The sequence below is a fragment of the Pseudoduganella sp. LjRoot289 genome, assembly GCF_964252925.1.
Taxonomy (GTDB): domain Bacteria; phylum Pseudomonadota; class Gammaproteobacteria; order Burkholderiales; family Burkholderiaceae_D; genus Rugamonas.
In genome coordinates this window covers 5,770,218-5,797,110 of sequence record NZ_CAXUPN020000001.1, presented here as the reverse complement: position 1 = coordinate 5,797,110, position 26,893 = coordinate 5,770,218, and the positions used below count along the sequence as shown (strand labels likewise).

Annotated in this window: 25 protein-coding genes, 1 tRNA gene and 1 pseudogene; 11 read left to right on the top strand and 16 right to left on the bottom strand. The window is 67.8% G+C overall.

Going from position 1 to position 26,893, the window contains the following annotated elements; translation table 11 throughout:
- Positions 1–6: 6 nt before the first annotated feature.
- The 4 genes from ACSQ8Y_RS24900 to ACSQ8Y_RS24885 are packed head-to-tail and all read right to left on the bottom strand — an operon-like array spanning position 7 to position 4,114.
- The gene (locus tag ACSQ8Y_RS24900) at positions 7–3,111 is read right to left on the bottom strand and encodes a response regulator (RefSeq protein WP_436269084.1); all 3,105 of its coding nucleotides are present in this window, start codon (positions 3,109–3,111) and stop codon (positions 7–9) included.
- A gap of 2 nt (positions 3,112–3,113) precedes the next feature.
- Positions 3,114–3,326 carry a cysteine-rich CWC family protein gene (locus ACSQ8Y_RS24895; protein WP_436269083.1) on the bottom strand — a complete coding sequence of 71 codons (213 nt, stop codon included), beginning with the start codon at positions 3,324–3,326 and terminating at the stop codon, positions 3,114–3,116.
- Positions 3,323–3,532, bottom strand: a complete 210-nt coding sequence (locus tag ACSQ8Y_RS24890) for a zf-HC2 domain-containing protein (RefSeq protein ID WP_436269082.1) — start codon at positions 3,530–3,532, stop codon at positions 3,323–3,325. Before ACSQ8Y_RS24890 ends, ACSQ8Y_RS24895 begins: the two co-directional genes overlap by 4 nt.
- Positions 3,533–3,544: 12 nt before the next feature.
- On the bottom strand, positions 3,545–4,114 hold the full coding sequence (locus ACSQ8Y_RS24885) for a sigma-70 family RNA polymerase sigma factor (RefSeq protein ID WP_436269081.1): 570 nt from the start codon (positions 4,112–4,114) through the stop codon (positions 3,545–3,547).
- Positions 4,115–4,226: 112 nt separating this feature from the next.
- Here ACSQ8Y_RS24885 and argB point away from each other — a divergent pair, with 112 nt between their 5' ends.
- Both argB and ACSQ8Y_RS24875 read left to right on the top strand, forming a co-directional pair.
- A complete protein-coding gene (gene argB, locus ACSQ8Y_RS24880) occupies positions 4,227–5,153 on the top strand; it encodes an acetylglutamate kinase (protein ID WP_436269080.1) in 927 nt (308 codons plus the stop codon).
- A 40-nt stretch (positions 5,154–5,193) separates the two neighbouring features.
- Positions 5,194–5,268, top strand: a tRNA-Thr gene (locus ACSQ8Y_RS24875).
- Positions 5,269–5,295: 27 nt separating this feature from the next.
- On the opposite strand, the gene ACSQ8Y_RS24870 is transcribed toward ACSQ8Y_RS24875, so the two are convergent.
- Positions 5,296–6,177, bottom strand: a complete 882-nt coding sequence (locus tag ACSQ8Y_RS24870; protein ID WP_436269079.1) for a TraB/GumN family protein — start codon at positions 6,175–6,177, stop codon at positions 5,296–5,298.
- Positions 6,178–6,231: 54 nt separating this feature from the next.
- On the opposite strand from ACSQ8Y_RS24870, the gene ACSQ8Y_RS24865 reads away from it, so the two are divergent.
- From ACSQ8Y_RS24865 to ACSQ8Y_RS24840, 6 genes are all read left to right on the top strand, one after another.
- Positions 6,232–6,963: a pyrimidine 5'-nucleotidase gene (locus ACSQ8Y_RS24865; protein ID WP_436269078.1), complete on the top strand. Its 732-nt coding sequence runs from the start codon at positions 6,232–6,234 to the stop codon at positions 6,961–6,963.
- 78 nt (positions 6,964–7,041) lie between these two features.
- A complete protein-coding gene (gene slmA / locus ACSQ8Y_RS24860) occupies positions 7,042–7,617 on the top strand; it encodes a nucleoid occlusion factor SlmA (protein WP_436269077.1) in 576 nt (191 codons plus the stop codon).
- A 17-nt stretch (positions 7,618–7,634) separates the two neighbouring features.
- On the top strand, positions 7,635–9,524 hold the full coding sequence (gene pabB / locus ACSQ8Y_RS24855; RefSeq protein WP_436269076.1) for an aminodeoxychorismate synthase component I: 1,890 nt from the start codon (positions 7,635–7,637) through the stop codon (positions 9,522–9,524).
- A 139-nt stretch (positions 9,525–9,663) separates the two neighbouring features.
- Positions 9,664–10,557, top strand: coding sequence for a TIGR02285 family protein (locus tag ACSQ8Y_RS24850; protein ID WP_436269075.1), 894 nt, complete (start codon positions 9,664–9,666; stop codon positions 10,555–10,557).
- On the top strand, positions 10,557–12,758 hold the full coding sequence (locus tag ACSQ8Y_RS24845; protein ID WP_436269074.1) for an ATP-binding protein: 2,202 nt from the start codon (positions 10,557–10,559) through the stop codon (positions 12,756–12,758). The genes ACSQ8Y_RS24850 and ACSQ8Y_RS24845 overlap by 1 nt, the downstream gene beginning before the upstream one ends.
- Entirely contained in the window at positions 12,755–13,954 is a 1,200-nt protein-coding gene (locus ACSQ8Y_RS24840; RefSeq protein WP_436269073.1) for a sensor histidine kinase, read from the top strand. The genes ACSQ8Y_RS24845 and ACSQ8Y_RS24840 overlap by 4 nt, the downstream gene beginning before the upstream one ends.
- A 13-nt stretch (positions 13,955–13,967) precedes the next feature.
- Here ACSQ8Y_RS24840 and ACSQ8Y_RS24835 read toward each other — a convergent pair whose 3' ends face one another.
- Complete coding sequence (locus ACSQ8Y_RS24835) at positions 13,968–14,327, bottom strand: DUF1428 domain-containing protein (protein ID WP_436269072.1); 360 nt, start codon at positions 14,325–14,327, stop codon at positions 13,968–13,970.
- Positions 14,328–14,431: 104 nt separating this feature from the next.
- Positions 14,432–15,388, bottom strand: coding sequence for a transcriptional regulator FtrA (gene ftrA, locus ACSQ8Y_RS24830; RefSeq protein WP_436269071.1), 957 nt, complete (start codon positions 15,386–15,388; stop codon positions 14,432–14,434).
- Between the two features lie 95 nt (positions 15,389–15,483).
- On the opposite strand from ftrA, the gene ACSQ8Y_RS24825 reads away from it, so the two are divergent.
- Positions 15,484–15,891 (top strand): rhodanese-like domain-containing protein, encoded by a 408-nt coding sequence (locus ACSQ8Y_RS24825; RefSeq protein WP_436269070.1) that lies wholly within the window; start codon positions 15,484–15,486, stop codon positions 15,889–15,891.
- Positions 15,892–16,108: 217 nt separating this feature from the next.
- Here ACSQ8Y_RS24825 and ACSQ8Y_RS24820 read toward each other — a convergent pair whose 3' ends face one another.
- A complete protein-coding gene (locus ACSQ8Y_RS24820; RefSeq protein WP_436269069.1) occupies positions 16,109–17,371 on the bottom strand; it encodes an alpha/beta hydrolase in 1,263 nt (420 codons plus the stop codon).
- Positions 17,372–17,959 (bottom strand): glutathione peroxidase, encoded by a 588-nt coding sequence (locus tag ACSQ8Y_RS24815; RefSeq protein WP_436269068.1) that lies wholly within the window; start codon positions 17,957–17,959, stop codon positions 17,372–17,374. It lies immediately after the preceding gene.
- Positions 17,960–18,129: 170 nt separating this feature from the next.
- Here ACSQ8Y_RS24815 and ACSQ8Y_RS24810 point away from each other — a divergent pair, with 170 nt between their 5' ends.
- Positions 18,130–19,410 (top strand): extracellular catalytic domain type 2 short-chain-length polyhydroxyalkanoate depolymerase, encoded by a 1,281-nt coding sequence (locus tag ACSQ8Y_RS24810; RefSeq protein ID WP_436269067.1) that lies wholly within the window; start codon positions 18,130–18,132, stop codon positions 19,408–19,410.
- Between the two features lie 32 nt (positions 19,411–19,442).
- Positions 19,443–19,892 carry a hypothetical protein gene (locus ACSQ8Y_RS24805; protein ID WP_436269066.1) on the top strand — a complete coding sequence of 150 codons (450 nt, stop codon included), beginning with the start codon at positions 19,443–19,445 and terminating at the stop codon, positions 19,890–19,892.
- A gap of 1 nt (position 19,893) precedes the next feature.
- Here the strand turns inward: ACSQ8Y_RS24805 and gabD are convergent, their stop codons facing one another.
- From gabD to ACSQ8Y_RS24770, 7 genes and pseudogenes are all read right to left on the bottom strand, one after another.
- Positions 19,894–21,345, bottom strand: a complete 1,452-nt coding sequence (gabD, locus tag ACSQ8Y_RS24800; RefSeq protein WP_436269065.1) for an NADP-dependent succinate-semialdehyde dehydrogenase — start codon at positions 21,343–21,345, stop codon at positions 19,894–19,896.
- Between the two features lie 75 nt (positions 21,346–21,420).
- Positions 21,421–22,239 carry a PPK2 family polyphosphate kinase gene (locus ACSQ8Y_RS24795; RefSeq protein WP_436269064.1) on the bottom strand — a complete coding sequence of 273 codons (819 nt, stop codon included), beginning with the start codon at positions 22,237–22,239 and terminating at the stop codon, positions 21,421–21,423.
- 69 nt (positions 22,240–22,308) lie between these two features.
- Positions 22,309–23,262 carry a LysR substrate-binding domain-containing protein gene (locus tag ACSQ8Y_RS24790; RefSeq protein ID WP_436269063.1) on the bottom strand — a complete coding sequence of 318 codons (954 nt, stop codon included), beginning with the start codon at positions 23,260–23,262 and terminating at the stop codon, positions 22,309–22,311.
- 28 nt (positions 23,263–23,290) lie between these two features.
- Positions 23,291–23,401: pseudogene (locus ACSQ8Y_RS24785) on the bottom strand (SDR family oxidoreductase); the annotation flags it as partial.
- Positions 23,402–23,404: 3 nt separating this feature from the next.
- Entirely contained in the window at positions 23,405–24,394 is a 990-nt protein-coding gene (gene araH / locus ACSQ8Y_RS24780; RefSeq protein WP_436269062.1) for an L-arabinose ABC transporter permease AraH, read from the bottom strand.
- Positions 24,391–25,917 carry an L-arabinose ABC transporter ATP-binding protein AraG gene (gene araG, locus ACSQ8Y_RS24775; protein ID WP_436269061.1) on the bottom strand — a complete coding sequence of 509 codons (1,527 nt, stop codon included), beginning with the start codon at positions 25,915–25,917 and terminating at the stop codon, positions 24,391–24,393. Before araG ends, araH begins: the two co-directional genes overlap by 4 nt.
- 1 nt (position 25,918) lies before the next feature.
- Positions 25,919–26,893, bottom strand: coding sequence for an arabinose ABC transporter substrate-binding protein (locus ACSQ8Y_RS24770; RefSeq protein ID WP_436269060.1), 975 nt, complete (start codon positions 26,891–26,893; stop codon positions 25,919–25,921).

The window sequence follows — 26,893 nt, the reverse complement described above, 5'->3', positions numbered from 1 at the left end:
TTCCGATCACAGTGCAACGTTGAGCGCGGCGGCCGCTTCCTTCAGCTGCGCCAGCGCTTCCTCGAAATCGTATTGCCCGAGCTGGCGCTTGAGCTGGCGCGCATGCTCGCCCTGCCCGGCCGCGAGCAGCATCGCGCACAGGCCGTCGGCCAGCTTGAGCGCGGCGGCGTCGTCCTGCGCCAGCAGCTGCGCCACATCGCGCATGGCGTCGGCCAGCGCTTCCTCATCCACCTGGCCCGGCGCCGCCGCGTCCGCGCTGGAGCCGATCCCTGCCCCGGTCGCGGCTCCCGCAGCCTGACCTTGCCTGCCGCGCCTGCCGTCAAGCGACATGGCGATGGCGCACATCACGTCCTCGAGCTCGCGCGCCATGCCGGCGATGGCCTCGTCGCGGCCTTCGGTCACGCCGTGCAGCAGCATATGTTCCAGCCGCGCTGCGGCGTCGGCCGCGCCACCGGCGCCGATATTGCCCGCCAGGCCTTTGGCCGTGTGCGCCTCGCGCGTGGCGGCCGCCAGGTCGTTGTTCTCGATGGCGGCGGCGATGCGCTCCATCACGTCCATCTGCGTTTCGAGGAAGCGCCCCAGCAGCTTGCGCATCAGCTTGACGTTGCCGCCCATGCGCAGCAAGGCGGCTTCCATTTTCAGGCCCGGTATCGCCGGCAGCGCATCCTCCGGCGGCGGCGCGGCGGCGGCCAGCGCCGCATCCGGATTCTTCACCTTTACCCAGCGCGCCAGCGTGCTGAACAGCTGCGCCACGTCGATCGGCTTGGCGATGAAATCGTTCATGCCGGCATCCAGGCATTTCTCCTTGTCGCCCACCATGGCATTGGCGGTCATCGCGATCACCGGCAGGTCCGAGTAGCGCGGGTTTTCGCGCAGCTTGCGGGTGGCGTCGTAGCCGTCCATCACCGGCATCTGGCAATCCATCAGCACGCCGTCGTAGTCGTTGACGGCGATCTTGGCCAGGGCCATGGCGCCGTTGCTCGCCACGTCGACGCGGATGCCTGCGTCGCCCAGCAACTGCTGCGCCACCTCCTGGTTCACCTCGTTGTCCTCCACCAGCAGCAGCCACGCGCCGCGCACGGCCTGCGCGGCGGATTTGTAGTCGGCGTCGCGCCGTACGCGGCGGCAGCTATTGAGTTCCTTGCCGTAGGCGGTGGAAATGGCGTCGAGCAGCGTGGAGGCGCTTACCGGCTTGTTCAGGAGGCAGTTCACCGCGCTTTCGCCCACGCCCTCGCGCACCTCTTCCAGCAGCACGTCGCGGTTGTAGGCGGTGACGATGATGCTGCGCGGCGGTTCGGCACCGGCGGCCAGTGCCTCGGCACGGATACCCTGCACCGTTTCGATGCCGTTCATGCCCGGCATCTGCCAGTCCAGCAGCACCACCGCGAACGGATGGCCGGCGGCGCGCGCCTGCGCCACCGCCAGCAGGGCCTTCTCGCCGCTGTCGACCGCCACGGCGTCGAACTTCAGCGAGGCCAGCATGCCGAGGAAGATTTCGCGCGCGCTCGGGTTGTCGTCCGCCACCAGCACGCGCAAGCCGGATATGTCGGCGTCCAGCACGATCTCCTCGCGCGCCGCCTCGGCCACGCCGAAGCGCGCGGTGAACCAGAAATTGCTGCCCACGCCAGGCTCGCTTTCCAGGCCGATCTCACCGTCCATCATTTCGATCAGGCGCTTGCTGATGGTCAGGCCCAGGCCCGTGCCGCCGTGGTGGCGCGTGGTGGAGGTGTCGGCCTGGCTGAAGGCCTGGAACAGCTTGGCGCGCTGCGCCGCCGTCAGTCCCACACCGGTGTCGCGCACGTCCACCCGCAGGCGCACATGGCCGCCCTCGTCCCCGCGCACCCGCTCCAGCAGGCGGATGGTGACGACGATCTCGCCCTTGTCGGTAAACTTGATGGCGTTGTTGGTGAGGTTGATCAGGACTTGGCCGAAGCGCAACGGGTCGCCCACCAGTTCGCGCGGCACGTCGGCGCCGATGTCGAACAGCAGTTCCAGGCCCTTGTCCTGCGCCCGTATCACCGCCAGGTCGGCGATCTGCGCCATCACATCTTCCAGGAAGAAATCGATGTGCTCGAAGGCCAGCTTGCCCGCTTCGATCTTCGAGAAGTCCAGGATGTCGTTGATGATGCCGAGCAGGTGGCGCGCCGCCGTCTCCACTTTCTCCAGGTAGTTGCGCTGCTTGGGGGTGAGGTCGGTCTGCAGCGCCAGATGCGTCATGCCGATGATGCCGTTCATCGGCGTGCGGATTTCGTGCGACATATTGGCCAGGAAGTCCGACTTCATCTTGGTGGCGTCCTCCGCCACCGAGACCGCGTGGCGCAGCTGCTGCTCCGCCGCCAGGCTGACCGTCATGTTCTTCAGCGCCTGCAGCAACTCGCCGGTCTCGTCCCTGGAGTCGATCTCGATGACGGAACTGAGGTCGCCGTTGGCGACGCGGGTAGCGATGGCGATGGCTTCGTCCAGCGGACGCGTGATGGAACGGGCCGACACCGCGAAGCCGACGCCGACCAGGACCGCGGCCAGGCCGAACAAGCACATTTCCAGCAGGGAGAAATTGATATCGTCCCGGGCACGGGCGGCGTTCTCCATGACCTGGCGCTGCTGCAGCTGGTCCAGTTCGCGGATATGGCCCAGCAGCGTATTCAGCGCCGGCAGCGCGGCGTTGTTCATGCGCGCCTCGGCGGCGTCGCGGTCGTCCGCTTCCACCATGTCGGCCACGGCGATGAAGGTGTCGTAATACGCGGCGCGCGCCTGCTTGACCTGCTCGACCAGCTTGCGCGCCGCGTCGGTCGCTTCCAGCTGGGCCAGGCGGTCCAGCTCGCGGTCGATGCTGACCTTGATGCTGTCGATGCGGGCGTAGCTCTCGACGCGGTGCTCCAGCTTTTTCTGGATGATCAGCGTGACGATGCGGGTGGCCGCTTCGCGCGACTGGCTGTCGATATTGTTGATGGCGTCGGCGGCGGCCCAGTCCTGGCTCAGGATATGGTCGGTCTCGGCGCGGATGGCATAGATGCGGCTCACGCCCACCAGGATCACGCCCATCATCAGCAGTATCAGGATGGCGTAGCCGGCGTTGATGCGGACACTGATGCGTATGTCCCGGAAGCGCATGGTTATTCTTTCGGTCTGTTCTTTTCGGCCTGCCGTTCGGCTATGTGCTGTTTCAGGCAATCGGGGCACCAGCAGGTGAGGTCGGTGGCGGCTCCGGTGGCGGCGGCGGGAACGGGAACGGCCGGCGGCATGGCGGTGCACCAGCAGGGCGTGCCGTCGTTACCGTCCACCATGGCGCAGCTGAAGGCGGCGCCGCAGCGCTTGCAAACGCTCATGGCTGGTCGTCCGGCGGCGGCAGCGGGAAACCGCGCATGGCCTTGCGCAGCAATTCCATCTGCCCGTTGAAGCGGGTGCAGGCGCCGCATACCATCAGGTGCAAGCGCATGCGGGTGCGCTCGACCAGCGACAAGGGCCGGTCCATGCCTTCCGATACGAGGCGGTGCACTTCCCTGCAGGTTGGTTTCAAGCCGTCTTTTTCCATGTGTTCTCCGCTTCAGGCCCTGGCGCCGAACCAGTTCAGGTCCAGGCATTCGCGCAGGCGCAAGCGCGCACGGTACAACAGCACCCAGGCATTAGCCGAAGTAATCGCCAATTCCTTACAAATTTCTTCGGTCTCCAGCTCCAGCCACTCGCGCATCATGAAAATGCGGGCGTTCTTGGCGGGCAGCTTCTCCAGGCACACCTCCAGCACGCGGAAAAAATCCTTCTGTTCCAGGGTGCGGTCCGGGTCGCCCCACTGGCGCGGCATGTCGCGCGTATGGCCGTCGGCGGCGAACAGCGCGTCGATGGCATCGTCCTCGGACTGGTCGTCGGCGCAGTCGATCTGGCGTTCGCGCGTTGAAGCACGCAGATTGTCGATGATTTTGTACTTCAGGATACCGGTGACATAGGTGCGCAGCGTGGACTGGCCCTGGAAGCGTTCGGGCTGTTCCAGCACCGCGATCAGGGTGTCCTGGACCGCGTCTTCGGCCAGCGCCTGGTTCCGCAATTGCAGCAATGCAAAGCGAACAAGCTGGGGCCGCATGGCTTCCAGCTGGCGGTGGAGAGGTTCTGTGGGAGGCATATCCGGCCAGCCTAGCGGAACATCCGGGAAAAGACAATACGAAAAAGCCCTATAATGCGTGCTGGAAGCCAGCCTTTGACATAATTCGCTCACCTTATTTACCGGATTCGCCATGACTCAATTCACCAACCTGACCCTGGCCGCACAATCTGACGACCTGACTGCGGTGTCGCCGCAGATCAAGGCCCAGATCCTGGCCGAGGCGCTGCCCTACATCCGCAATTTCCATGGCAAGACCATCGTCATCAAATACGGCGGCAATGCCATGACCGATGAACGCCTGAAGCACGGCTTCGCGCGCGACGTGATCCTGCTGAAACTGGTGGGCATGAATCCGGTGGTGGTGCACGGCGGCGGTCCGCAGATCGACAACGCGCTCAAGAAAATCGGCAAGCAGGGCACTTTCGTGCAGGGCATGCGCATCACCGATGAAGAAACCATGGAAGTGGTGGAATGGGTGCTGGGCGGCGAAGTGCAGCAGGACATCGTGATGCTGATCAACCACTACGGCGGCCAGGCAGTGGGCCTGACCGGCAAGGACGGCGGCCTGATACGCGCCCGCAAAATGGCGATGCCGGACCGCGAAAACCCGGGCCAGTTCCTGGACATCGGCTTCGTCGGCGAAATCGACGCGATCAACCCCGCGGTGGTGAAAGCCCTGCAGGACGACGCCTTCATCCCCATCATTTCGCCGATCGGCTTCGGCCAGGATGGCCAGGCCTACAACATCAACGCCGACGTCGTGGCGGGCAAGATCGCGGAAATCCTGAAAGCCGAAAAGCTGATCATGATGACCAATATCGCCGGCGTGCAGGACAAGAACGGCAACCTGGTGACCGACCTGTCGGCGCGCGAGATCGACGAGATGTTCGCCGACGGCACGATCTCGGGCGGCATGCTGCCTAAAATCTCATCGGCGCTGGATGCCGCGAAGTCGGGCGTGAATACGGTGCACATCATCGACGGCCGCATCGAGCACTCTTTGTTGCTGGAAGTCTTGACGGAACAGGCTTTTGGCACTATGATCCGGTCTCACTAAATGTTTGGCGGTGCGGAAGTCGGCACCGCTACACTTGAATGCCCTTTTAGCTCAGTGGTAGAGCACTCCCTTGGTAAGGGAGAGGCCACGTGTTCAATCCACGTAAAGGGCACCATTTCCCCCTCCCGCCGTACACCTCCCCCTAGTAGATACGTTCCACCGCGACGCCGCGCTGCTTCAGCAATTCCGGTACGCTTCCCGTTCCCACCAGGTGCAACACGCCGATCGCCACCAGGCTGTCCTGTTCCCGCGCCAGCAATTTGGCTATGCCGTCCGCCAGGCCGGGGTTGCGTCCCTCGAGCAAGGCCTGCTGCACAAAGCGTCCCGAGAAGCTGCCGTCCTCGGCCGCCTTGCGCGCCAGCGCGTCCAGCGCGGCGGCATCGGCGTTGCGCCACGCAGACGCGATCTCGCGCACCTGCGCGGCCTGTTCCTGCTCCTCGATGGCCGCGATGCCCTCCTGCAGGAACAGCGCCTGCTCGGCCATGCTCATGCGGTTGAACAGCGCCATCTGGCCCGCCACCGATTCCAGCTCCACCACGCGCAGCTTGCGCGCCCGCGCCTGCTGCGACAGCCAGGCGTCCACCGCCAGGCTGGCGTCGTAGCCCTGCGCCGAGAATTCGCTGAGGGTGAGCAGGCTGGCCAGCATCCACGGCTTCATGCGCGCCACCGCGTCGTCGGCGATGGCGTAGCGCCGCAGCAGGCGCGCCAGGCGCGGCCGGTAGGACTGCGGCAGCTCGGCCGACGCGGGACCGCGCCCGGACGCGTACCAGCCATGTTCGCGCACCGCCTGCATGATCTGCGCCTGGTCGCCCAGCGGGTCGATCTCCAGCGCCAGCACGGCGGCGCGCTGCAAGGCCTGCATCACGCGCGGCTCAAGCGGATAGAAGTCGGCCGCGCCGACGTGGATGGTGCCAAACAGGTAGGCGGTGTGGCCGCCCCGCTCCAGCTTGAACAGCGCGCCCCGGTTCGGCGGGCTCTGCGCATGCGCACCCAGCGCCAGCAGGAACAGACTGTAAAACAACACTATAATCTGGCGTCGCATGTTTACCTTTTGTACTGAGCCACATTGAGCCTAGCCGTGAATAATAAACCTTCCACCCGGGCGCCGGTCTGGCTGTTTGATCTGGACAATACGCTGCACAACGCCTCGCACGCGATTTTCCCGGCCATCACCGCCAATATGAACGCCTACATCGCGCGCGTGCTGGGCAAGGACGGCGCGCCGGCCACCGCTGCCGAGGTGAACGCGGCGCGCACGCTGTACTGGCAACGCTACGGCGCCACGCTGCTGGGCCTGGTCAAGCACCACGGCGTGCGTTCCGAGCACTTCCTGCACGAGACGCACAGCATGCCGGACCTGGCCTCCATGATCCGCGCCGAGCAGGGCCTGGGCCGTTTGCTGCGCGCCCTGCCCGGCCGCAAGATCCTGCTGACCAACGCGCCGCACCGCTATTCCACCATGGTGCTGCGGCACATGGGGCTGCACCGCCATTTCTCGCACCATATCGCGATCGAATCGATGCGGGTGCACCGCCAGCTGCGGCCCAAGCCCTCGCGCCTGATGCTGCGCAAGCTGATGCGCAAGCAGGGCGTGACGCCGGCGCGCTGCATCCTGGTGGAGGACACGCTGGCCAATCTGCGCACCGCGCACGAACTGGGCATGCGCACCGCGTGGGTCACGCAGTACCTGAAAACGGCCGATCCGATCGGCGCGGCCCACCTGCCAAAAAGACTAATTCGCCCCGCTTGGGTCGATGTCAAAGTAAAATCTGTCCGGCATCTGCCCGCGCACCTGTCCCGGCTGCGCTGAGCCCATTGACCTCAACCCGTGTCTCAACCCGTGTCTCAACCCGTCCATCAACCCGTCCATCAACCCCGTCGAGATCCCATGGCAAGCACACCGCCAGGCCAACGCAGGCAACAAATTCTGGTCGCTCTGGCCGAGATGCTGGAACAGCCCAAAGGCGACAAGATCACCACCGCCGCGCTGGCCCGCAAACTGGCGTTTTCCGAAGCGGCCCTGTACCGCCATTTCGCCAGCAAGGCGCAAATGTTCGAGGGGCTGATCGAGTTCATCGAGGCCAGCGTATTCGGCCTGATCAACCAGATCGCGGAACGGGAGGAAGACGGCATGGCGCAGGCGCGGGGCATCGTCGGCATGCTGCTGCAATTCGCCAGCAGCAATCCGGGCATGACCCGGGTGCTGATCGGCGACGCGCTGGTCAACGAGGACGAACGTTTGCAACTGCGCATGAACCAGTTCTATGACCGCGTCGAGCTGGCGCTCAAGCAGGCCTTGCGCCTGGCCGCCAGCACCGGCCACGGCCACGAGGCCGACGTGGCGGCCCGCGCCGGCATGCTGGTCAGTTTCGTGGTGGGCCGCTGGCACCGCTACGCCAAGAGCGGCTTCAAGCTGAACCCCGCGCAGGACGCTGCGATCCAGATCGCCCTGCTGCTGAATTGAGACAAGTCGAATCCGCCATGAGCGCCGCATCCAGCCTTGAACCGCGTGTTGAGTGTTTTGCACTGCTGGACGACGCCAGCCCGGACGGCCTGGCCGCCGCGCGCTCGCGCCTCTACACCGGACATGCCGCCACCCTGCGCTGCCACGACCTGGCTGGATGGACCCGGGTACTGGAGCAAATGGAAACGGCGCTGGGCAACGGCCAGCACGCGGTCACGCTGTGCGCCTATGAGCTGGGCGCGCACATCCTGGGCCTGCCGCCGCACGCGGCGGCGAGTTCGGCTACCCATCCTGTCCTGCCGCTGGCGCAAATCCTGATCTTCAACCGCTGCGACGTGCTGTCGCAAGCCGAGGTGGCGGCGTGGCTGGCCGCCCGGTCGGAAGCCGACGAAACGCCGGCCGGCATCGCGGACGTCCGCGCCAACGTCGACCAGGCGCAGTTCACGCACGCCATCGACCGCATCCGCAACTACATCGCGGCGGGCGACACCTACCAGGTGAACTATACCTATCGCCTGCGCTTCGATGCCTTCGGGTCCATTTTCGGCCTGTACGAGCGCCTGCGCGCGCGCCAGCCGGTGCCTTACGGCGCGCTGGTCGCGCTGGACGACGGCACGGCGGTGCTGTCGCTGTCGCCGGAACTGTTCGTGCGCCACGAGGCCGGCGAACTGACCGCGCGGCCGATGAAGGGCACGGCGCCGGCGGCGGGCGGCGGCGAAGACGACGACGCGGAGAACGCCCGACGCGCGGCGGCGCTCGCGGCCGATACCAAGAACCGCGCCGAAAACCTGATGATCGTCGACCTGCTGCGCAACGACATGGGCCGCATCGCGCAGACCGGCACGGTGGAAGTGCCGGCGCTGTTCGAGGTGCGGCGCTACAGCAGCGTGCTGCAGATGACGTCCACCGTGCGGGCCAGGCTGCGCGCGGGCACCGCCATGGCCGACATCTTCAACGCGCTCTACCCCTGCGGCTCCATCACCGGCGCGCCCAAGCGGCGCACCATGGAGATCATCGCCGAGCTGGAACCGGCGCCGCGCGGCCTGTACACCGGCGCCATCGGCTGGTTCCAGCCGTCCGACCACGGGATCGGCGACTTCTGCATGTCGGTCCCGATCCGCACGCTGGCGCTGCAGGCGCCGGAGGATGGCACGGCGAACGGCGTGCGGCGCGGCGAGATGGGCGTCGGCGCCGGCATCGTCCACGACAGCGAGGCGAACGACGAATTCGCCGAGTGCCGCCTGAAGGCGCGCTTCCTGACCGGCCTGTCCAACGATTTCGAACTGTTCGAGACCATGTATGCCACGCGCGAGCAGGGCGCGCGCGACGTGGAGCGCCATCTGCGGCGCCTGTCCGCGTCGGCGCGCTACTTCGGCTTCGCCTACGACGAGGCGGCGGCGCGCGCCTACATCGCCATGGCCTGCAACATGATGGCCCCGGCCACGCCGACGCGCTTGCGCCTGGCCCTGAACCAGGCCGGCGCCTTCGCGGTGCAGCAAGGCGCGCTGGCGCCGCTGGCCGAACCGGTGCGCGTGCTGCTGGCCGAAGAACATGGTGCTGCCACCAACAGCGGCGACCTTTTCCTGCGCCACAAAACCAGTCTGCGCGCGCGCTACGACGCCGCCTGGCGCGCCGCCGAGGCGCAAGGCGCCTTCGACACGCTGTTCTTCAACGAGCGCGGCGAATTGACCGAGGGCGGCCGCAGCAACGTCTTCGTACAGCTGGACGGGCGCTGGGTCACGCCGCCGCTGTCCTGCGGCCTGCTGCCCGGCGTGATGCGCGCGGCGATGCTGGAGGATCCGGCCTGGCACGCCAGCGAAGGCGTCGTCACGCGCGCCATGCTGCTGCGGGCCGAGGCCATCGTCGTCTGCAACGCCCTGCGCGGCCCCATGCGCGCCATCCTGTAGGCTCCCTCACCGGCGGCGTGCCATGACATGGCGCGGCAGTGCCGCGAATACCACCAATCGCCCGGTGCACTGGACTACAATTGGATGTGCACCATTGCATCCAATGTTGCCTGCATTTCAATCTTGGAGGGAATGCACAATGCCACGCTCCTTCGTCCTGCCGTTTTGCCCGCTGGCCGCCGTCCTGGCCGCCGCGGCCTCGCACGCCGGGGCAGCCGCCGCGCAGCCCGAAATCACCTGGTATCTGTACGACCTGGCGCCGCTGGTGATCACCGACGGCCCGCGCAAGGGTGAAGGCTTCATCGAGATGGGACTGCGCCACCAGCTGCTGCCCGCCCTGCCGGAATACCGGCACAAGATCGTGGTGGTGCCCATCCAGCGCATCGCCCTGATGCTCAAGACCGAGCGCGCCGCCTGCAGTCCCGGCCTGATCCGCAATCCGGAGCGCGAGCAATTCATGGTGTTTTCCGCGCCGACCCTGGCGGCCATCCCCGCCGGCGCCTTCGTCCGCAGGGGCGAAGCGGCGCGCGTGGCGCCCTATGTCAACGCCAAGGGCAAGCTGGTGCTGGACAAGCTGCTGGCGGACGGCCAGGTCAGCCTGGGCATCGATGCCGCGCGCAGCTACGGCGGGCCCGTCGACACGGTGCTCAGACCCTATAAGGACCAGCCCAGGCTGTTCGGCCTGAGCACGCCGGAGGCCGCGCGCAGCCTGGTGCAGATGCTGCTGGCCAAGCGCGTCGACGCCATCCTGGGCCAGCCCTTCGAAGTGCCGTACTACCTGGGCTTGCGCAACGTCGACGACATCAAGGCGCTGCGCTTTTATCCGCTCGCGGAGCAGGCCGACGCCGCCGTCAACCACGTGGCCTGCTCCAACAGCGCGCAGGGCCTGGCGGTGGTGGAGAAGGTGAACGCGGTGCTGGCGCGGCCCGGCGTGCGCGAGGCAATGGCGGTGCACTACCTCGCATGGCTGGACGAGGATGCGCGCAAGCTGGCCGAGCACCTGCGGCGCGCCGTGGCGGGAGCCAAGCCCTGATGCGATCCCTGCGCGCCTTCTTCGACCGGCTGCACGTGCGCCAGGCCGCGCGCGTCATGGCGGTGGCGCTGGCGCTCGGACTGGTGTTCAGCGCGATCCAGATCGGCGCCGACCTGCGCAGCGAACGCGAAAGCGTGCGCGCCACCATCACGCAGGTGCTGGAGAGCCTGCGCCAGCCCGCCAGCCAGGCCGCGTTCAGCGTCAGCCCCTACCTGGCAGCGGGCGTGGCGGACAGCCTGCTCAAATACCAGCCCATCTACAGCGTGGCGATCCGTACCGAAACCGGCCAGTTGCTGGCCCAGCGCGCCCGCGGCCGCACGGCCGGCGGCATCGCCGGGCTGACCGGCAGGCTGGCGGACTGGCTGACCATGGGCGAGAGCGAATTCACGCTGCACCTGAGCGTGGAGGGCCTGCGGCAGGAAGTGGGCACCATGACCGTGCGGGTGGACGCCGCCGTCATCGCCTCCGGCGTGCTGCGGCGCGCCGGCCTCACGCTGCTGTTCGGCTTCCTGCAGAACGCCGCCCTGGCGCTGGCGGTCAGCGTGGCGTTCTACTACACGCTGACGCGGCCTCTGGGCCAGCTTTCGCATGCCCTGGCCGAGGCCGGCGCGCAGCGCACCGAGACCCGCTTGCATGTGCGGCTGGACCGCCATGCCGACTCCGCCATGCGCGCCCTGCTGGCGTCCGCCAACCATTTCCTGGAAAACCAGGTGGCGGCCCGCACCGACAGCCTGCGCCAGCAGAACGACGAGCTGCAGCGCTTGAACGCCGCGGTGCAGAGTGCGCGCCGCGACGCCGAAAGCGCCACCCATGCCAAGAGCCAGTTCCTGGCCAATATGAGCCATGAACTGCGCACGCCGCTCAACGCCATCCTCGGCTACGCCCAGATCCTGGCGCGCGACGCCGCGCTGAGCGAGCGCCAGCGGCGCGGCGTGGTCACCATCGAGCGCAGCGGCGCGCACTTGCTGGCCCTGATCAACGACGTGCTGGACCTGGCCAAGATCGAGGCGAGCAGGTTCAGCCTGGCGCCGCACGCGGTCAACCTGGCGGCCTTCGTGGACGAGATCGGCGATATCATCCGCGTCAAGGCGGAGGAGAAGCAGTTGCGGTTCAGCTGCCACGCGGACGCCGGCCTGCCAGGCGCGGTGCTGCTGGACGAAAAGCGTTTGCGCCAGGTCCTGCTCAACCTGCTGGGCAATGCCATCAAATTCACCACCGACGGCCAGGTCAGCCTGCGCCTGGAGCTGCTGGGCCTGGCCGGCGACAGCGCGCGCCTGCGCTTCTGCGTCGAGGACAGCGGCGTCGGCATGCTGCCGGATGAACTGGCGCGCGTGTTCCAGCCCTTCGAACAAGCCGGCGACGCCGCGCGCCGTGCCGGCGGCACCGGCCTGGGCCTGGCCATCAGCGCGCAGATCATGCAGATGATGGGCAGCGCCGTCGAGGTGCATAGCGAGCCGGGGGCCGGCAGCCGTTTCTGGTTCGACCTGGCGCTGCCGCTGGCCGACGCCGGCACGCGGCCCGCACCGGCCGAGGCGGCCATCGCCGGCTATGAAGGGCGGCGCCGCACCATCCTGATCGTCGACGACCTGGAGGCCAACCGCGCCATGCTGGCCGACCTGCTCGGCGGCCTGGGCTTCACCACCCGGCTGGCGCGCGACGGCCAGGAATGCCTGGACTGCGTGCGCGACGAGATGCCCGACCTGGTCATCACCGATATCGCCATGCCCGGCATGGACGGGACCGAAGCGACGCGCCGTCTGCGCGCGCAGCCCCGCTACGCGCGGCTGCCCATCATCGCCGTGTCCGCCAGCGTGTCGCAATCCGACGAGACCGCCAGCCTGGGCGCCGGCGCCAACGCCTTCCTCGCCAAGCCCATCCACCAGGAGATGTTGCTACGCAAGGTCGGTGAATACCTGGAACTGGACTGGCGGCTGGCGCCGGCGCCGCCCCCCGCGCCCGAACCGGCACTGGCCGGAGGGACGTTCCCGCTGCCGCCGCCGCCTGCCGAGCTGGAGCATCTGCACGCGCTCGCGCTGGCGGGCAATATGCGCAACATCCGCCAGTACGCCGCCGAGCTGGCCGGAAGCGATCCGCGCTACCGGCCCTTCGCCGACAGGTTGCGCCAGCTGGCCGAGAGCTACCAGTCGCGCGCCCTGCTGGAGCTGGCCCGCCACTACCTGGACCACAGCACACAGCCATGATTTCACCTCCCAGCCAGCCGCCGCAAAAGACGGTGCTCATCATCGACGACACGCCCGCCAACCTGGGGGTGCTGGTCGACTACCTGGAACAGCACGACCTGAGCGTGGCGGTGGCGCAGGACGGCGAGGAGGGGCTGATGCGGGCGCGCTTCCTGTGTCCGGACCTGATCCTGCTGGACGTGATGATGCCGGTGCTGGACGGCATCGAAACCTGCCGCCGCTTGAAGGCCGACGACAGCACGCGCGACATACCCGTGATCTTCATGACCGCGCTGGGCGAAACCGGCGACAAGCTGACCGGCTTCCGCGCCGGCGGCGTGGACTACATCACCAAGCCGTTCCAGATCGAGGAAGTGCTGGTGCGGCTGAACACCCACCTGGCGCTGCGCCACACCACGCAGCAGCTGCAGCGCACGGTGGCCGAGCTGAACATGGCGCAATCGGAACTGGTGCGCAGCGAAACGCTGGCGGCGCTGGGCGCCATGGTGGCCGGCATCGCGCACGAGCTGAACACGCCGATCGGCAACGGCATGCTGATCGCCAGCACGCTCACCGACCTGAGCCAGGAGATGGCGCGCCGCTTGCGGGACAACCAGGGTCTGACCCGCTCGGCCCTGGAAAAATACCTGGCCGACGCCAACGATGCGGGCGACATCCTGCAGCGCAACCTGAAGCGGGCCGGCAGCCTGATCAACAGCTTCAAGCAGGTCGCGATCGACCGCGCCAGTTCGCAGCGGCGCAAGTTCGCCCTGGCCGACCTGGTGCAGGAAACAGTGCTGATCCTGACCCCCATGCTGCGCAACACGCCCTACCAGGTGCTGTGCGAGGTGGGCCCGGAGATCGAGCTGGACAGTTTTCCGGGACCGCTGGGCCAGGTGATCACCAACCTGATCAACAACGCCGTGCTGCACGGCTTCGAGGGCCGCGCGCACGGCACGGTGCGGATAAGCGCGCGCGCGCTGGGCGGCGGCATGCTGGAACTGGGCGTGGAAGACGACGGCGCGGGCATCCCGGACGCGCACCTGCAGCACATTTTCGAGCCGTTTTTCACCACCAAGATGGGGGCCGGCGGCTCGGGGCTGGGGCTGTACGTGTGCTACAACATCGCCACCAAGATCCTGAACGGGCAGATCCAGGCGGCCAGCGCGCCCGGGCATGGCACCCGCATGGTGGTGACGCTGCCGCTGGTGGCTTGAAGCGGGGCCGGGCTCACAGGTCCACGATCATCTCGAAGCCGCCCCAGAACATGCGCTTGCCATCGAAGGGCAGGCTTTCCGGCTTCATCCATTCGGCCAGGCGCGGGTCTTTCATCACCTTCTCGTTGACCTCGTCGCGCTTGGCGCGCGACTCGTAGACGATCCACGCGAACACCACGGTCTCGCCGTCCTCCAGCTTGACCGCCTGCGGAAAGGAAGTATGCTGGCCCGGCTTCACATCGTCGCCGATGCATTCGCGGTATTCCAGCGCGCCGTACTCGCGCCAGACGGCGCCGCAGGCGTTCGACATTTTCTTATACGCGTCCACATTCTTCGTGGGCAGCGGCAACACAAATCCATCGACATAAGGCATGGTGGTCTCCTTCGCGCTTGTGAGTCGACCAGATTAGGCCATCGGCGCCGCCAGCACAAGCGGCGCACGATAGGCGCACAGGCACGGCGCAGGATGCAGGATTGCTACAGCGTGGCGGCGAACCGGCGGCGGTAGGCGCCGGGGCTGGTGGAGGCCAGGCGGCGGAAGTGGCGGCGCAACGATTCCTCCGAGCCGAAGCCGGCGCGCTCGGCCACCTGCGACAGCGGTATGTCGGCCGATTCCAGCAAGTCCTTGGCGATGGCGACGCGCTCGCGCGTGAGCCATTCGACCGGTCCCATGCGGGTAGCGTCCTGGAACTGGCGCTGCAGGGTGCGCGTGCTCATCGCGGCGTGTGCGGCCATGCTTTTCACCGTGTGCTGCAGGCCGGGGTTGGCGCGCAGCCAGTCCATCAGGCGCGACAGCCTGCCCTGCTCGTCGTACGCCATCGGGCGAGGCAGGAACTGCGCCTGGCCGCCCTCCCGGTGCGGCGCCACCAGCAGCCGCTGCGCCACCAGGTTGCCCACCCGCGCGCCGTAATCGCGCCGCACCAGGTGCAGCAGCATGTCGATGCCGGCCGCCGATCCGGCCGAGGTGATGATCTGGCCCGCGTCCACGTACAAATCGTCCGGCTGGACCAGCACGCGCGGGAAATGGCGCGCCAGCCGCTCCGTGTAGCGCCAGTGCGTGGTGGCGCGCAGGCCATCGAGCACACCCGCCGCCGCCAGCACGAACACGCCCGAACAGATCGAGCACAGGCGGGCGCCGCGCGCATGGGCGGCGCGGATCGCGTCCAGCAGCTCGGGCGGCGGCGGCTCGTCGGCGTCGCGCCAGCCGGGAATGACGATGGTGTCGGCCAGCGCCAGCAATTCGGGCCGGTGGGGCGCTTGCACGAGGATGCCGCCGGCCGCGCGGATCGGCCCCGCTTCGATGGCGCAGACCTGGAAGTCGTACCATTGCACGCCCAGTTCCGGGCGCTCCAGCGCGAACAGTTCGACCACGAAGCCGAATTCAAAGGTGCACAGCCTGTCGTAGGCCAGCGCGACGACGAGATGTTTTTTCATGGCGCAATGTTACCGCATATTGGCATATGCGCCACTGCCGCCGTCGGCCGCCGCCTCCGATAATGGCATCTCCACAACGCACACAAGGAAACGCCATGTCGTCCGTCACCGAAATCGCCGCCGCCCCCAGCCAACTCGCCCTGGCGCATTTTGAAGCCTCGTTCACCTTCGAAACCGACTGCTGGGATGTGCACGACGCGTTCAGCACCGGCCAGCCGGACTTCGTGCTGCTGGACGTGCGCGGCACGGAAAAGTACGCGGCCGGCCACGTGCCGGGCGCGGTCGACCTGGCGCACCGCAAGATCATCGGCTCGAAGATGGCAGCCTACCCGGCCGGGACGCTGTTCGTCGTGTATTGCGCCGGCCCGCACTGCAACGGCGCGGCCCGCGCGGCGGTCCGCCTGGCAAAACTGGGGCTGCCGGTGAAATTGATGACCGGCGGCATCACCGGCTGGCTGGACGAAGGCTTCCCGCTGGAGCGCTCCGCGCTCGCCGCCGCATGAGCAGCGGCTGGCGGCTGGCGGCTGGCGGCTAGTGACTAGTGCGTACCTCGAATAAGCGCCAATTTGTCGTTCCCGCGCACGCGGGAACCCCTGCTTCGCATGCTCGGAGGCCCTAGCATGGATTCCCGTGGGGGCGCCGAGCCCTGCGCGGGAGCTGGCGCTTATTCGCGCTTCCCCAGTGGCTGACTGCGAATAGCCGGCAGCTGCCAGGCAAAGCCTACAGCCAGGCCAGCAATTGCTGGCTGACCGGCCGGGAGTCCAGCAGTTCAAGATGGTTGGCGCCGTACACGGTAGCTTGGCTGCCGGTGGCGAAGCCGAGGCTGCGCCGGGGATCTTCGTTCCAGCCCAGGGCGCTGGGCAGCGGCACCAGGCCGTCGCCCGCCAACCGGCCGCTCAAGTCGCGCGGGTCTTTGCCGATGGTGGCGGCGATCGTGTAGCAGGCCACGCCTTCCGGCAAGGGCACGGCCTGCGGCAACGCCGCGCCGTGGGCAAAGCGGTCGCGGCCGACCCAGTCCTCGTCCAGCAGGCTGCCGTGGCGCAAGTCGGTGATGCCGGCGCTGCGCAGCTTGGCCAGGCGCGAGAATGGCGCCGTATAGGGGGTCATGTCGGTCAGCAGATGCACCCAGTTGCCGCCGCGTTCCAGCGGCGCGCCCTGGTGCGGCGAGCCGAGGAAGACCAGCTTGCTCAGGTGCTTGAGCCAGCCGTGCCCCGCCTGCGCGCCGTAATGGCAGGCGCTGCGCGCCACCAGGCCGCCCATGCTGTGGCCGACGATAACCAGTTCCTCCACCGGCACCGGCCAGCACGCCAGCAGCGCCTCCAGCTTGTGCGCGAAGTCGTCGCCGTTCTCGGAGATATGGCGGCCGGTGTTGTAGTGCAGGTAGAGCGGCGTGTAGCCGCGCTCGCGCTGCAGGAGCGCGCCGTGGTCGTGGCCGTTGCGCTGCCATTGCAGGTCGTTCATGCACAGGCCATGCACCAGCACCAGGATGCGGCCGCTGACAGCAGGCGGGGCCGAACCTGCTGCAGCCGCGCTTGAACCTGAACCTGAACCTGAACCTGAGCCTGAGCCTGAAGCCGCGGCTGCGGTGACCAGGTCGGCCGGCATGATCGCCACGCCGTCACGCCGGAACTGCATCGTGATCGCCAGCGGATTGCCGTCGTGCGCCAGGCGGTCGCCCAGCACGCCGTTCAGCGCCGCCAGGACGGCTTCGCGCCCGGCCCAGCCGCCGCGCTCGCCCAGCAGGGGCTGCAAACGCGACAGCACCTGGTCCAGGCCGCCGCCCGCCAAGCCGGCCACGCCGCGCACGCTGCGGTAGACCATGGAGGTGACCCGCGCCAGCGGCCGTCCGACCGGCGCCGGCACGTTGCCCAATATCGTCAGGTGCAGCGCCTGCGCCAGGTCCGCCACGCCGCCGACGGCGCCGGTGGCCAGACGCGACAAACCGATCAGGTCGGCAACATGGGATGGCTTGGCGGCTTCCATTCAGCCACCCAGCGCTTTCTCGACCGCGCCGACCAGCTGCTTGTCCTCCGGCGTCACTTTGCTCGGGAAGCTTTCAACGACTTTGCCGTTGCGGTCGATCAGGTATTTGTGGAAATTCCAGGCCGGGGTCTTGCCTGTGGCCTGGATCAGCTTGGCGTACAGGGGATTGGCCGCCGAGCCGGACACGACCGTCTTGGCGAACATCGGGAACTTGACGCCGTAGGTGTTGTAGCAGAGGTCGGCGATTTCCTTGGCCGAACCCGGTTCCTGCTTGCCGAAGTCGTTCGACGGGAAGCCCAGCACTACCAGGCCCTTGCTGCCGTACTTCCCGTACAGCGCCTCCAGGCCCTCGTACTGCTTGGTGTAGCCGCAATAGCTGGCCGTGTTCACCACCAGGATCACCTTGCCGGCGTACTGGCACAGGTCCTGCGGCGCCTCGTCCTGCAGGCGGTTGAAGGATTGCTTCAGGATGGCGGGGCAGCTGGCCGCCGGCGCGGCGGCCGGGGCCGGCGCCTGCGCACGCACGGGCGCGCTGCCCAGCAAACCCAGCGTGGAGACGAAGGCAAATGCGGCGAATTTTCTGGACATGGCGGTTTGTGCAATCAAGTGAAAAAAACCATTCTAAGTCATACGCCCATCCCGCGCCTGTTCACCGCCTGTTCACCGTCTATCCTCCGCATTGTTGATGCAGATTAAACCCCGTGCGTCCAACACGCCGCAAAATGGTTGCTCTCCCCTTGCTGATGAGAAAGTCCGCCATGCGTCCCCCGCGCCGTTCCCATCGTCTCCTGCATGTGCTGATCCTGATCGTACTGATAGGCGCCGCCCTGTTGCTGCTGCCGCTGCAGGCCCAACTGCCCGCCCTGCCCGCCATGAAGGCGGGCGACGTGTCCGTCTCCGGCCTGTCCTCCGGCGGCTACATGGCAGTGCAATACAGCGTGGCCTATTCGGCCAGCGTGAAAGGGGCGGGCATCGTGGCCGGCGGCCCTTACGGCTGCTCGCGCGGCAACGTCGACACCGCCACCACCGTCTGCAGCTGCACCGGCTTCGGCACATGCCAGGTGCGTGCCGGCGGCACCAATGTGCCGCAGCTGACCGCTCTCACCGACCAGTACGCCGCCGCCGGCAGCATCGACCCCACGTCCAACCTGGCCGCGCAACGCATTTTCCTGTTCTCCGGCACCGCCGACACCGTGGTGCCGCAAGCCGTGATGAACGACCTGGCCAGCTACTACCGCCATTACATGGCCAGCGACAACATCAGCTACAGCAAGGACATCGCCGCCCAGCACGCGATGCCCACCGACAGTTTCGGCAGCGCCTGCGGCACCTTGGGCTCGCCCTACATCAACAACTGCGGCTACGACGCCGCCGGCCGCCTGCTGCACTGGATCTACGCGGGCCTGGCGCCGCGCAGCGCCAGCGCGCCGGCCGGCCGCCTGCTGGAGTTCGACCAGGCGCAATACCTGCCGGACCCGACCTCGCATGGCATGGCCGCCAGCGGCTTCCTGTACGTGCCGCCCGCCTGCGAAGGCAGCGGCAGCAGCAGCCCCGGCCAGGGATGCAAGCTGCACGTGGCCTTCCACGGCTGCAAGCAGGACGCGCGCAGCGTCGGCGACAAATTTATCCTCAACAGCGGCTACGTGGCCTGGGCCGACAGCAACCGCATCCTGCTGCTGTTCCCGCAGGCGGCGCCGCTGTTCCCGTTGGCCAATCCGAACGCCTGCTGGGACTGGTTCAACTACGACGACGCCAACTTCGCGCGCAAGAACGGCCGCCAGATGGCCGCCGTGCAACGCATGGTGCAAAGGCTGACCGGCGGCGGCGCGCCGCCGCCGAATACGCCGCCGCCCGGCGACGTGGTGTGCTTTACCGCCAGCAACGCCGACCATGTGAGCGCCGGGCGCGCCTACGACCGCTTCTTCTTCGCCTACGCCCAGGGTTCCGGCCAGAGCATGGGCCTGGACAGTTTCTTCGTCCGCAGCTCCCTGCGGCGCACCGCGCCCGACAACTACGTGGTGGTCGGCAGCTGCCCCTGATTCCGCTTCTTTCACCACCACCGGAGGTCCCCATGTTTCCCCTGTTCTGGCATTGGTCCCCGCAGTTCTTCCTGCCGTGGAGCGGCAGCGTAAAGCAGGACATCGAGCTGGACCGGTTCTTCAGCGCGATCCCGCCGGCGGCTGGCGATGGCGCGCTCGAACGCGCCGCTTTCAAGCGCGCGTCCTACGGCAGCCAGCTGGGCTGGATCACGGAAGTGCTGCTGGAGACGATGAAGGACGTGCCGGCGGACGAGAAAAGCCCGCTCGGCAAGCTGCGCCTGGCGAACGCCGACATCCAGCGCCTGAAGCTGGCGCGGCGCGGCGTGGAACTGTCAGCGGGAGACCCGGGCGGGGAAGCGGGCGCGGAACTCAGCGGCAATGCGATCGCCAGCTTCCTGCAGGAGCTGCGGCAACGGGACAGCGCCCGCTACGCGCAGCTCAGCCAGCAGCTGATGCAGCTGCTGGCGCCGCCTTCGGCTTAGCTCAGATGCCGCCCAGGCAGATGTATTTGACGACCAGGTAGTCGTCCATCCCGTAGACCGACCCTTCGCGGCCCAGGCCGGACTGCTTGACGCCGCCGAAGGGGGCGATCTCGTTCGAGATCAGCCCGGTGTTGACGCCCACCATGCCCGACTCCAGCCCTTCGGCCACGCGCCACACGCGGCCGATGTCGCGCGAATAGAAATAACTGGCCAGGCCGAACTCGGTGCTGTTGGCCAGCGCGACGGCCTCGTCGTCGGTGTGGAAACGGAACAGCGGCGCCAGCGGGCCGAAGGTTTCCTCGGCCGCCACCCGCATGTCCGAGGTCACGTCGGCGATCACGGTCGGCTCGAAGAAGCCATGGCCCAGCGCGTGGCGTTTGCCGCCCAACAGCAGGCGGCCGCCCTTGGCCAGCGCATCCGCCACGTGCTCCTCCACCTTCTGCACCGCCTTGCCGTCGATGAGCGGTCCCTGGGTCACGCCCGCTTCGGTGCCGTCGCCCACTTTCAGCCTGGCCACCGCCGCCACGAACTTCTCGGCGAAAGCGTCGTACACGCCGTCCTGCACGTAGATGCGGTTGGCGCAGACGCAAGTCTGGCCCGCGTTGCGGTACTTGGAGGCAATCGCGCCCTCGACCGCCGCGTCCAGGTCGGCGTCGTCGAAGACGATGAAGGGCGCGTTGCCGCCCAGCTCCAGCGACAGCTTCTTGATGGTGGGCGCGCACTGCTCCATCAGCAGGCGGCCGACGCCGGTCGAACCGGTGAAGCTCAGCTTGCGCACGATGGGGTTGCTGGTCATCTCGCCGCCGATGGCGCGCGGCGAACCGGTCACCACGCTGAACACGCCGGCCGGCACGCCCGCGCGCTCGGCCAGCACGGCCAGCGCCAGCGCCGAGAACGGCGTCGCCTCGGCCGGTTTCAGCACCATGGGGCAGCCCGCCGCCAGCGCCGGGCCGGCCTTGCGGGTGATCATCGCGTTCGGGAAATTCCACGGCGTGATGGCCGCGCACACGCCGATAGGCTCCTTGGTGACGATCAGGCGGCGGTCCGGCCACGGCGAGGCCAGCGTGTCGCCCGCGACGCGCTTGCCCTCTTCCGCGAACCATTCGATGAAGGAGGCGCCGGACATCACCTCGCCCCGGGACTCGGCCAGCGGCTTGCCCTGCTCGGTGGTCATCAGCAGCGCCAGGTCGTCCGCGTTGTCGACGATCAGGTCCGACCATTTTCGCAGCACGGCGGCGCGTTCCTTGGCGGTCTTCTTGCGCCAGGCCGGCCAGGCGGCGTTGGCGGCCTCGATGGCGCGGCGCGTCTCGGCCGCGCCGCAATCGGGGATGGTGCCGATCTGCTCGCCGTTGGCGGGATTGACGACGGCGTGGGTCTTGCCGTTGTCCGCGTCGCTCCAGGCGCCGTCGATGTAGGCTTGCTGGCGCAGCAGGGTGGGATCTTTCAAGTGCATAGGAGTCTCCGTGCATAGTGATTGATTATCGTTGCCCACTATGCCACAGACCGGGCGCGCCTGCAGGGCGCGGCCCTACTTGATACTGACGTCGGCCAGCGCCGGATCGGGCTTGGGCCAGCGCAGCTTCAAGCCCTCCAGGGTCTCCAGCAATATGGAGGCGATGGCGAGGTTGCGCTGCGGCTTGGAATCGGCCGGCACCACGTACCAGGGCGCGTGGCCGGCGTCGGTGGCCAGCATCGCCTCTTCGTAAGCGCGATGGAAGGCACTCCATTTCTTGCGCTGCGCGATGTCGGCCGGGTCGAACTTCCACTGCTTGGCCGGGTCGTCCAGCCGCGCCTGCAGGCGCGCGCGCTGTTCGTCCTTGGATATGTGCAGGAAGACCTTGATGACGACGGTGCCGGTCTCGGCCAGCATGCGCTCGAAATCGCGGATGTGGGCGTAGCGGCGCTTGCATTCCTTCGCGTCCACCATGCCCAGCACGCGCGTGATCAGCACGTCCTCGTAATGGCTGCGGTTGAAGACCACGATCTCGCCCTGGCCCGGCACCTCGCGGTGCACCCGCCACAGGAAGTCGTGCGCGGCCTCGGTGTCGGTGGGTGCCTTGAACGCCACGGCGCGCAGGCCGACCGGGTTGATCTTGCTGAACAGGCTGCGGATCGCGCCGTCCTTGCCGGAGGTGTCCATGCCTTGCAGGACCAGCAAGACCTTGTGCTTGCCCTGCGCGTGCAACATGGGTTGCAGCTCGGCGATGCGCTCCAGCAGGCGCTCGGTTTCTTCCTTGACGCCGTTTTTGCCGCCGTCCTTGCCGCCCGCTGCCAGCGGCTGGCTGGCCGCATCGGCTTCACGCAGTTTCAAGTCGGTGGGGATGCGGAACAGGTTCAGGTTTTTCATGGCCCCAGCCTAGCAGAAGCAGGCTTGCCTCGGCGCACCCATCAGTGCCCCCGCCAGCGCGCCGGCAAGTCAGGTCCGGGCCGGGTAACGCGCGGCGGCGACTTCGCGCAAGGTGGCCAGCATGGCCTCGGCACCCGGCGACAGCTGGTGCTGGCGGCGCGTGACGATGCCGTACAAATCCATGCGCAAGCCCAGGTCGTAAGGCAGCACCACCAGCAGGCCGGCGTCCAGGTAGGGCCGCACCAGCTCCTCCGGCAAGGCGGCCACCATGCGGCTGCCGATCAGCAGATTCGTGACCACCGGCAGCGCCAGCGTTTCCACGGTTTCCGACGGCGGCTCCAGGCCCTGCGACAAGAACAGCGCGGTCAGGCGGTCGCGCAGGATGCTGCCGGCCGGCGGCAGCACCCAGCCCAGGCGCGCCAGATCGGCCAGTTGCAGATCGCCGCGGGCGGCAAAGGGATGGCCGGCGCCGGCGATCAGGCTGTGCGGCTCGTCCGTCAGCGGCTCGAACGTGAGTTCGGCGGCCAGCGAGGTGTCCAGGATGCGGCCGATCACCAGGTCCAGCTCGCCCGCCCGCAGGCGCTCGGTCAGCAGCTTGCTGGTGTCCACGCTGATGGCCACCTGCAGCCGCGCATTGCGGCTCTTGATCAATTTGACGGCGTCGGTCACCAGTCCTGCGGACGGCGTCAGCACCGTGCCCAGCGCCACGCGGCCGCTCAGGCCGGACAGCAGTTCCATCACCTCCTGGTGCGCCGCGTCCATCTCGGCCAGCGCAGCGCTGGCGCGCCGTATCATCACTTCGCCGTACCAGGTCGGCACCACGCCGCGCGGCAGGCGCTCGAACAGCTGCACATTGAGGGCGTGCTCCAGCTCGCCGAGCAGCTTGGAGGCGGCCGGCTGGGTCAGGTTGGCCGCCACCGCGGCGTGCAGGATGGAGCCATGGCGGCCCAATTCCACCAGCAGCACCAGGTGGCGTGTTTTCAGGTGGGAACGGACGAAACGGTCGGAACGTGGATCTGGCATGCGGGGGGCCTAAAAGCGGCTGAGGTCGTTAGTCATGATAGAGCTGCGACCTGCCACCGTCAATCAGGATGTCCGTTGCATTAATGAAACATGCCTCGTCGCTGGCAAGAAACAGCGCAGTGTACGCCACTTCGCGCGGCGCCTAGTCGCGGTGGCCGGTGGAACCGCGCGTCTTGAGCTGGTCCAGCAGCACGGCCGCCAGCAGGATCAGGCCGCGCATCAGGTACTGGTAGAACGCGTCCACGTCCAGCAGATTCATGACGTTCTCCACCGTCCCCATGATCAGCACGCCCACCAGCACGCCGACGATGCGCGCCTTGCCGCCTTGCAGCGACACGCCGCCCAGCACGCAGGCCGAGATCACGTCCAGCTCAAAGCCCTGCGCCGCGTTCGGCTGGCCGCTGGTGATGCGCGAGGCCAGGATCAGGCCCGCCATCGCGGTCACCAGGCCCTGCAGCAGGAAGATCCACACGCGCAGCTGCTCGACCTTGACGCCGGCCAGGCGCGCCGCTTCCGGGTTGCCGCCTATGGCAAGGGTGTTGCGGCCGAACACCGTGTGGTTCAGCAGCACGCCGAACACCACGAAGCAGGCCGCCACCACCAGCACCGGCAGCGGCAGGCCGAACACGCGCGCGTCGCCGAAGCTGATGAAGGCTTCGCTGGCGATGCCCACCGCCTGGCCCTGCGAGACGATGAAGGCCAGGCCGCGCACCATCAGCATGGTGGCCAGGGTGGCGATCAGCGCGTTGATGCGCAGGTAGGCGATCAGCACGCCGTTGCCGGCGCCGATCAGCGCGCCGGCCGCCAGGCCGCCGCCGACCGCGAGCAAGACGCTGCCGGTGCGCTCGAGCAGGATGGCGCCCAGCACGCCGGAGAAGGCGATGGTGGAGCCGACCGACAGGTCGAAGTCGCGCGAGGCCAGGCACAGCATCATGGTGCAGGCCACCATGCCGATCTGCGCCACCGACAGCATCAGGCCGACCACGTTGGCGGTGGAGAAGAAGTTCTCCACCGTGACGGCCAGCACCGCGAACAGCACGATGTAGAGCAGCGGCATGCTGTAGTCGGCCAGCCAGGCGCGGCGGCGTGCGGCGGCCTGGGCGGCGGGCGGGGAAGACGTGGCGCTGTTCATGGCAGACTCCGTGCGGATGGGTTGTTGTCGACGGCGTCCGGCAGCGCCAGGCGCAGCACCGCCGTTTCGCTGGCGTCGGCGCGCGACAGCTCGCCGCTGATGCGGCCTGCGCGCATGACCAGCACGCGGTCGGCCACGCCCAGCACTTCGGGCAGGTCGCTGGAGACGACGATGACGCAGCAGCCGCGTTCGGCCACCTCGTGGATGATGCGGTAGATCTCGTTGCGGGCGCCGACGTCGATCCCGCGCGTGGGCTCGTCGAGGATGAGCACCTTCAGGTCCGGCTCGGCCAGCCAGCGCGCCAGGATCACCTTCTGCTGGTTGCCGCCCGAGAGCAGCCGGATTTCCTGCTCGCGGCTGGGGGTCTTGATGCGCAGGCGGCGGATGAAATCGTCGGCCCGCGCGGCCTCCTCCTTGTGGCGCAGGAACAGGCCGCCCAGCAGGCGGTTGCGGCGGCAGCTGATGTTGATGTTCTCGGCCACCGAGGCGCGCGCCAGGATGCCCTGCTCCTTGCGGTCCTCCGGGCACAGCACGATGCCGGCCGCGATGGCGGCCGACGGCCCGCCGGCGGGAACGGCCTTGCCGTCCAGCAGCACCTGGCCGGCACTGCGGCGGTCAGCGCCGTACAGCAGGCGCATCAGTTCGCTGCGCCCGGCGCCCACCAGGCCGAAGAAGCCCAGCACTTCGCCGCCGCGCACGCTGAAATCGGCGGGCCCGGACAGCGCCGCGCCCTGCAGGCCGCGCACGGCCAGCCGTTCGCCGCGCGCCGGGCGGCTGCGGTAGTCGTAGATGTCGTTCACCTGGCGGCCCACCATGTCGGCGATCAGCCGTTCGCGCGGCACCTCGGCCATCACCGGGTGCGTGACGATCTTGCGGCCGTCGCGGAAAATGGTGCAGGTGTCGCACAGCGCGTACAGCTCTTCCAGGCGGTGCGAAATGTAGATGATGGTGCGGCCGGCCTCGCGCAGTTCGCGCACCAGGCGGAACAGCACTTCGCTCTCGCGGTGCGACAGGCTGCTGGTCGGCTCGTCGAAGGCGATCACCTGCGCGTCCTGCATCAGGGCCTTGCAGATCTCGACCATCTGGCGCTGCGCGATGGACAGGTCGGCCAGGCGCGCGGCCGGGTCCAGGTCCACGCCCAGCTCGGCCAGGCGTGAGGTGACCAGCTTTTGCGCGCCCCTGTGGTCGACCAGCCCGAAGCGGGTCGGCAGGCGGCCCAGCAGCACGTTCTCGGCCACGGTCAGCTCGGGCACGTACTGCAATTCCTGGTGGATCACCGCCACGCCGGCGGCGATGGCGTCCGCCGCCGACGCGAAGTGGCGCTCCTTGCCGGCCACCAGCAGGCGGCCGCCGTCCGGCTTGTACTGGCCGCCGAGGATTTTCAGCAAGGTCGATTTGCCGGCGCCGTTCTCGCCCAGCAGGCCGTGCACGGTGCCCGCGTGCGCCTCGAAACTGACACCGTCGAGCGCTTTCACGCCCGGGAAGACCTTGCTGACGTCCTCGAACTGCAGGTAGGCGGACACCTCAGCCCCCGGCTTTGGTCAATTCAGCCTGGTTTTTGCGCGTCATCAACTGGCCCTTGGTCAAGGTGACCGGCGCCGGCGCCTGGTTGGCGGTGATCCACTGGTACACCATGGCCGCGGTTTCATAGCCGTGGCGCTTGGGGCTGATCTGCACCGTGCCGTAGAAGCCGGTGGCGACCGGCTTGGCGAACTCGTTCAGCGCCGTCTTGCTGCCGCCGATGCCGATGCCTATCATCGAGTCGGCGCGCAGGCCGCGTCCCTCGGCGGCGCGCACGGCGCCCAGCACCGCCTCGTCGTTCAGGCCGAAGGCGACCCAGCGCTTGAAGCGGGCCTGCTTGGTCAGCGCGATATTGGCGGCGTTGAAGGCGCTTTCGGTATCGGTGCGGGTCTGCGGCGCGTCGACGATGTTGGCGACCGGGAAACCGGCTTCCTTCAGCGCGTCGACCGCGCCCTGGGTGCGTTCCTTGGCGGTCGGCAGCTGGTCGTAGGCCACGCGCAGCGCGCCCACTTCGGCCGGGTTCCAGCCGCGCGCCTTCATTTCCTCGGCCAGGCCCTGGCCCACCTGGCGGCCGATCTCGTAGCCCGAAATGCCCATGTGCGGAATGCTGGCGATAGGTTTGCCGGCGCCGTTCACCAGGCGGTCGTCGACCGACATCACTTTCAGGTTCTGCCGCTTGGCCTGGCGCTCGACGGCGGCGCCCAGTTTCACGTCCGGCGCGCAGATGACGAAGCCCTGCGCTTTTTGCGCGGCCAGGTTGTCGATCGCGGCCATCATTTTTTCGCCGTTCGGCACACCGATCTTCACCAGCGTGAAACCCTTGTCCTTGGCGGCCTGCTCGGCGTGGCGCCATTCGTCCTGGAACCACGGCTCCTCGGCCTGCTTGACCAGGAAACCGATCTTGACCGGGTCTGCCGCCTGCACGGCAAAGCTGAGCGCCGTCGATGCCACCGCCGCTGCGAGTACTGGAATCTTCAT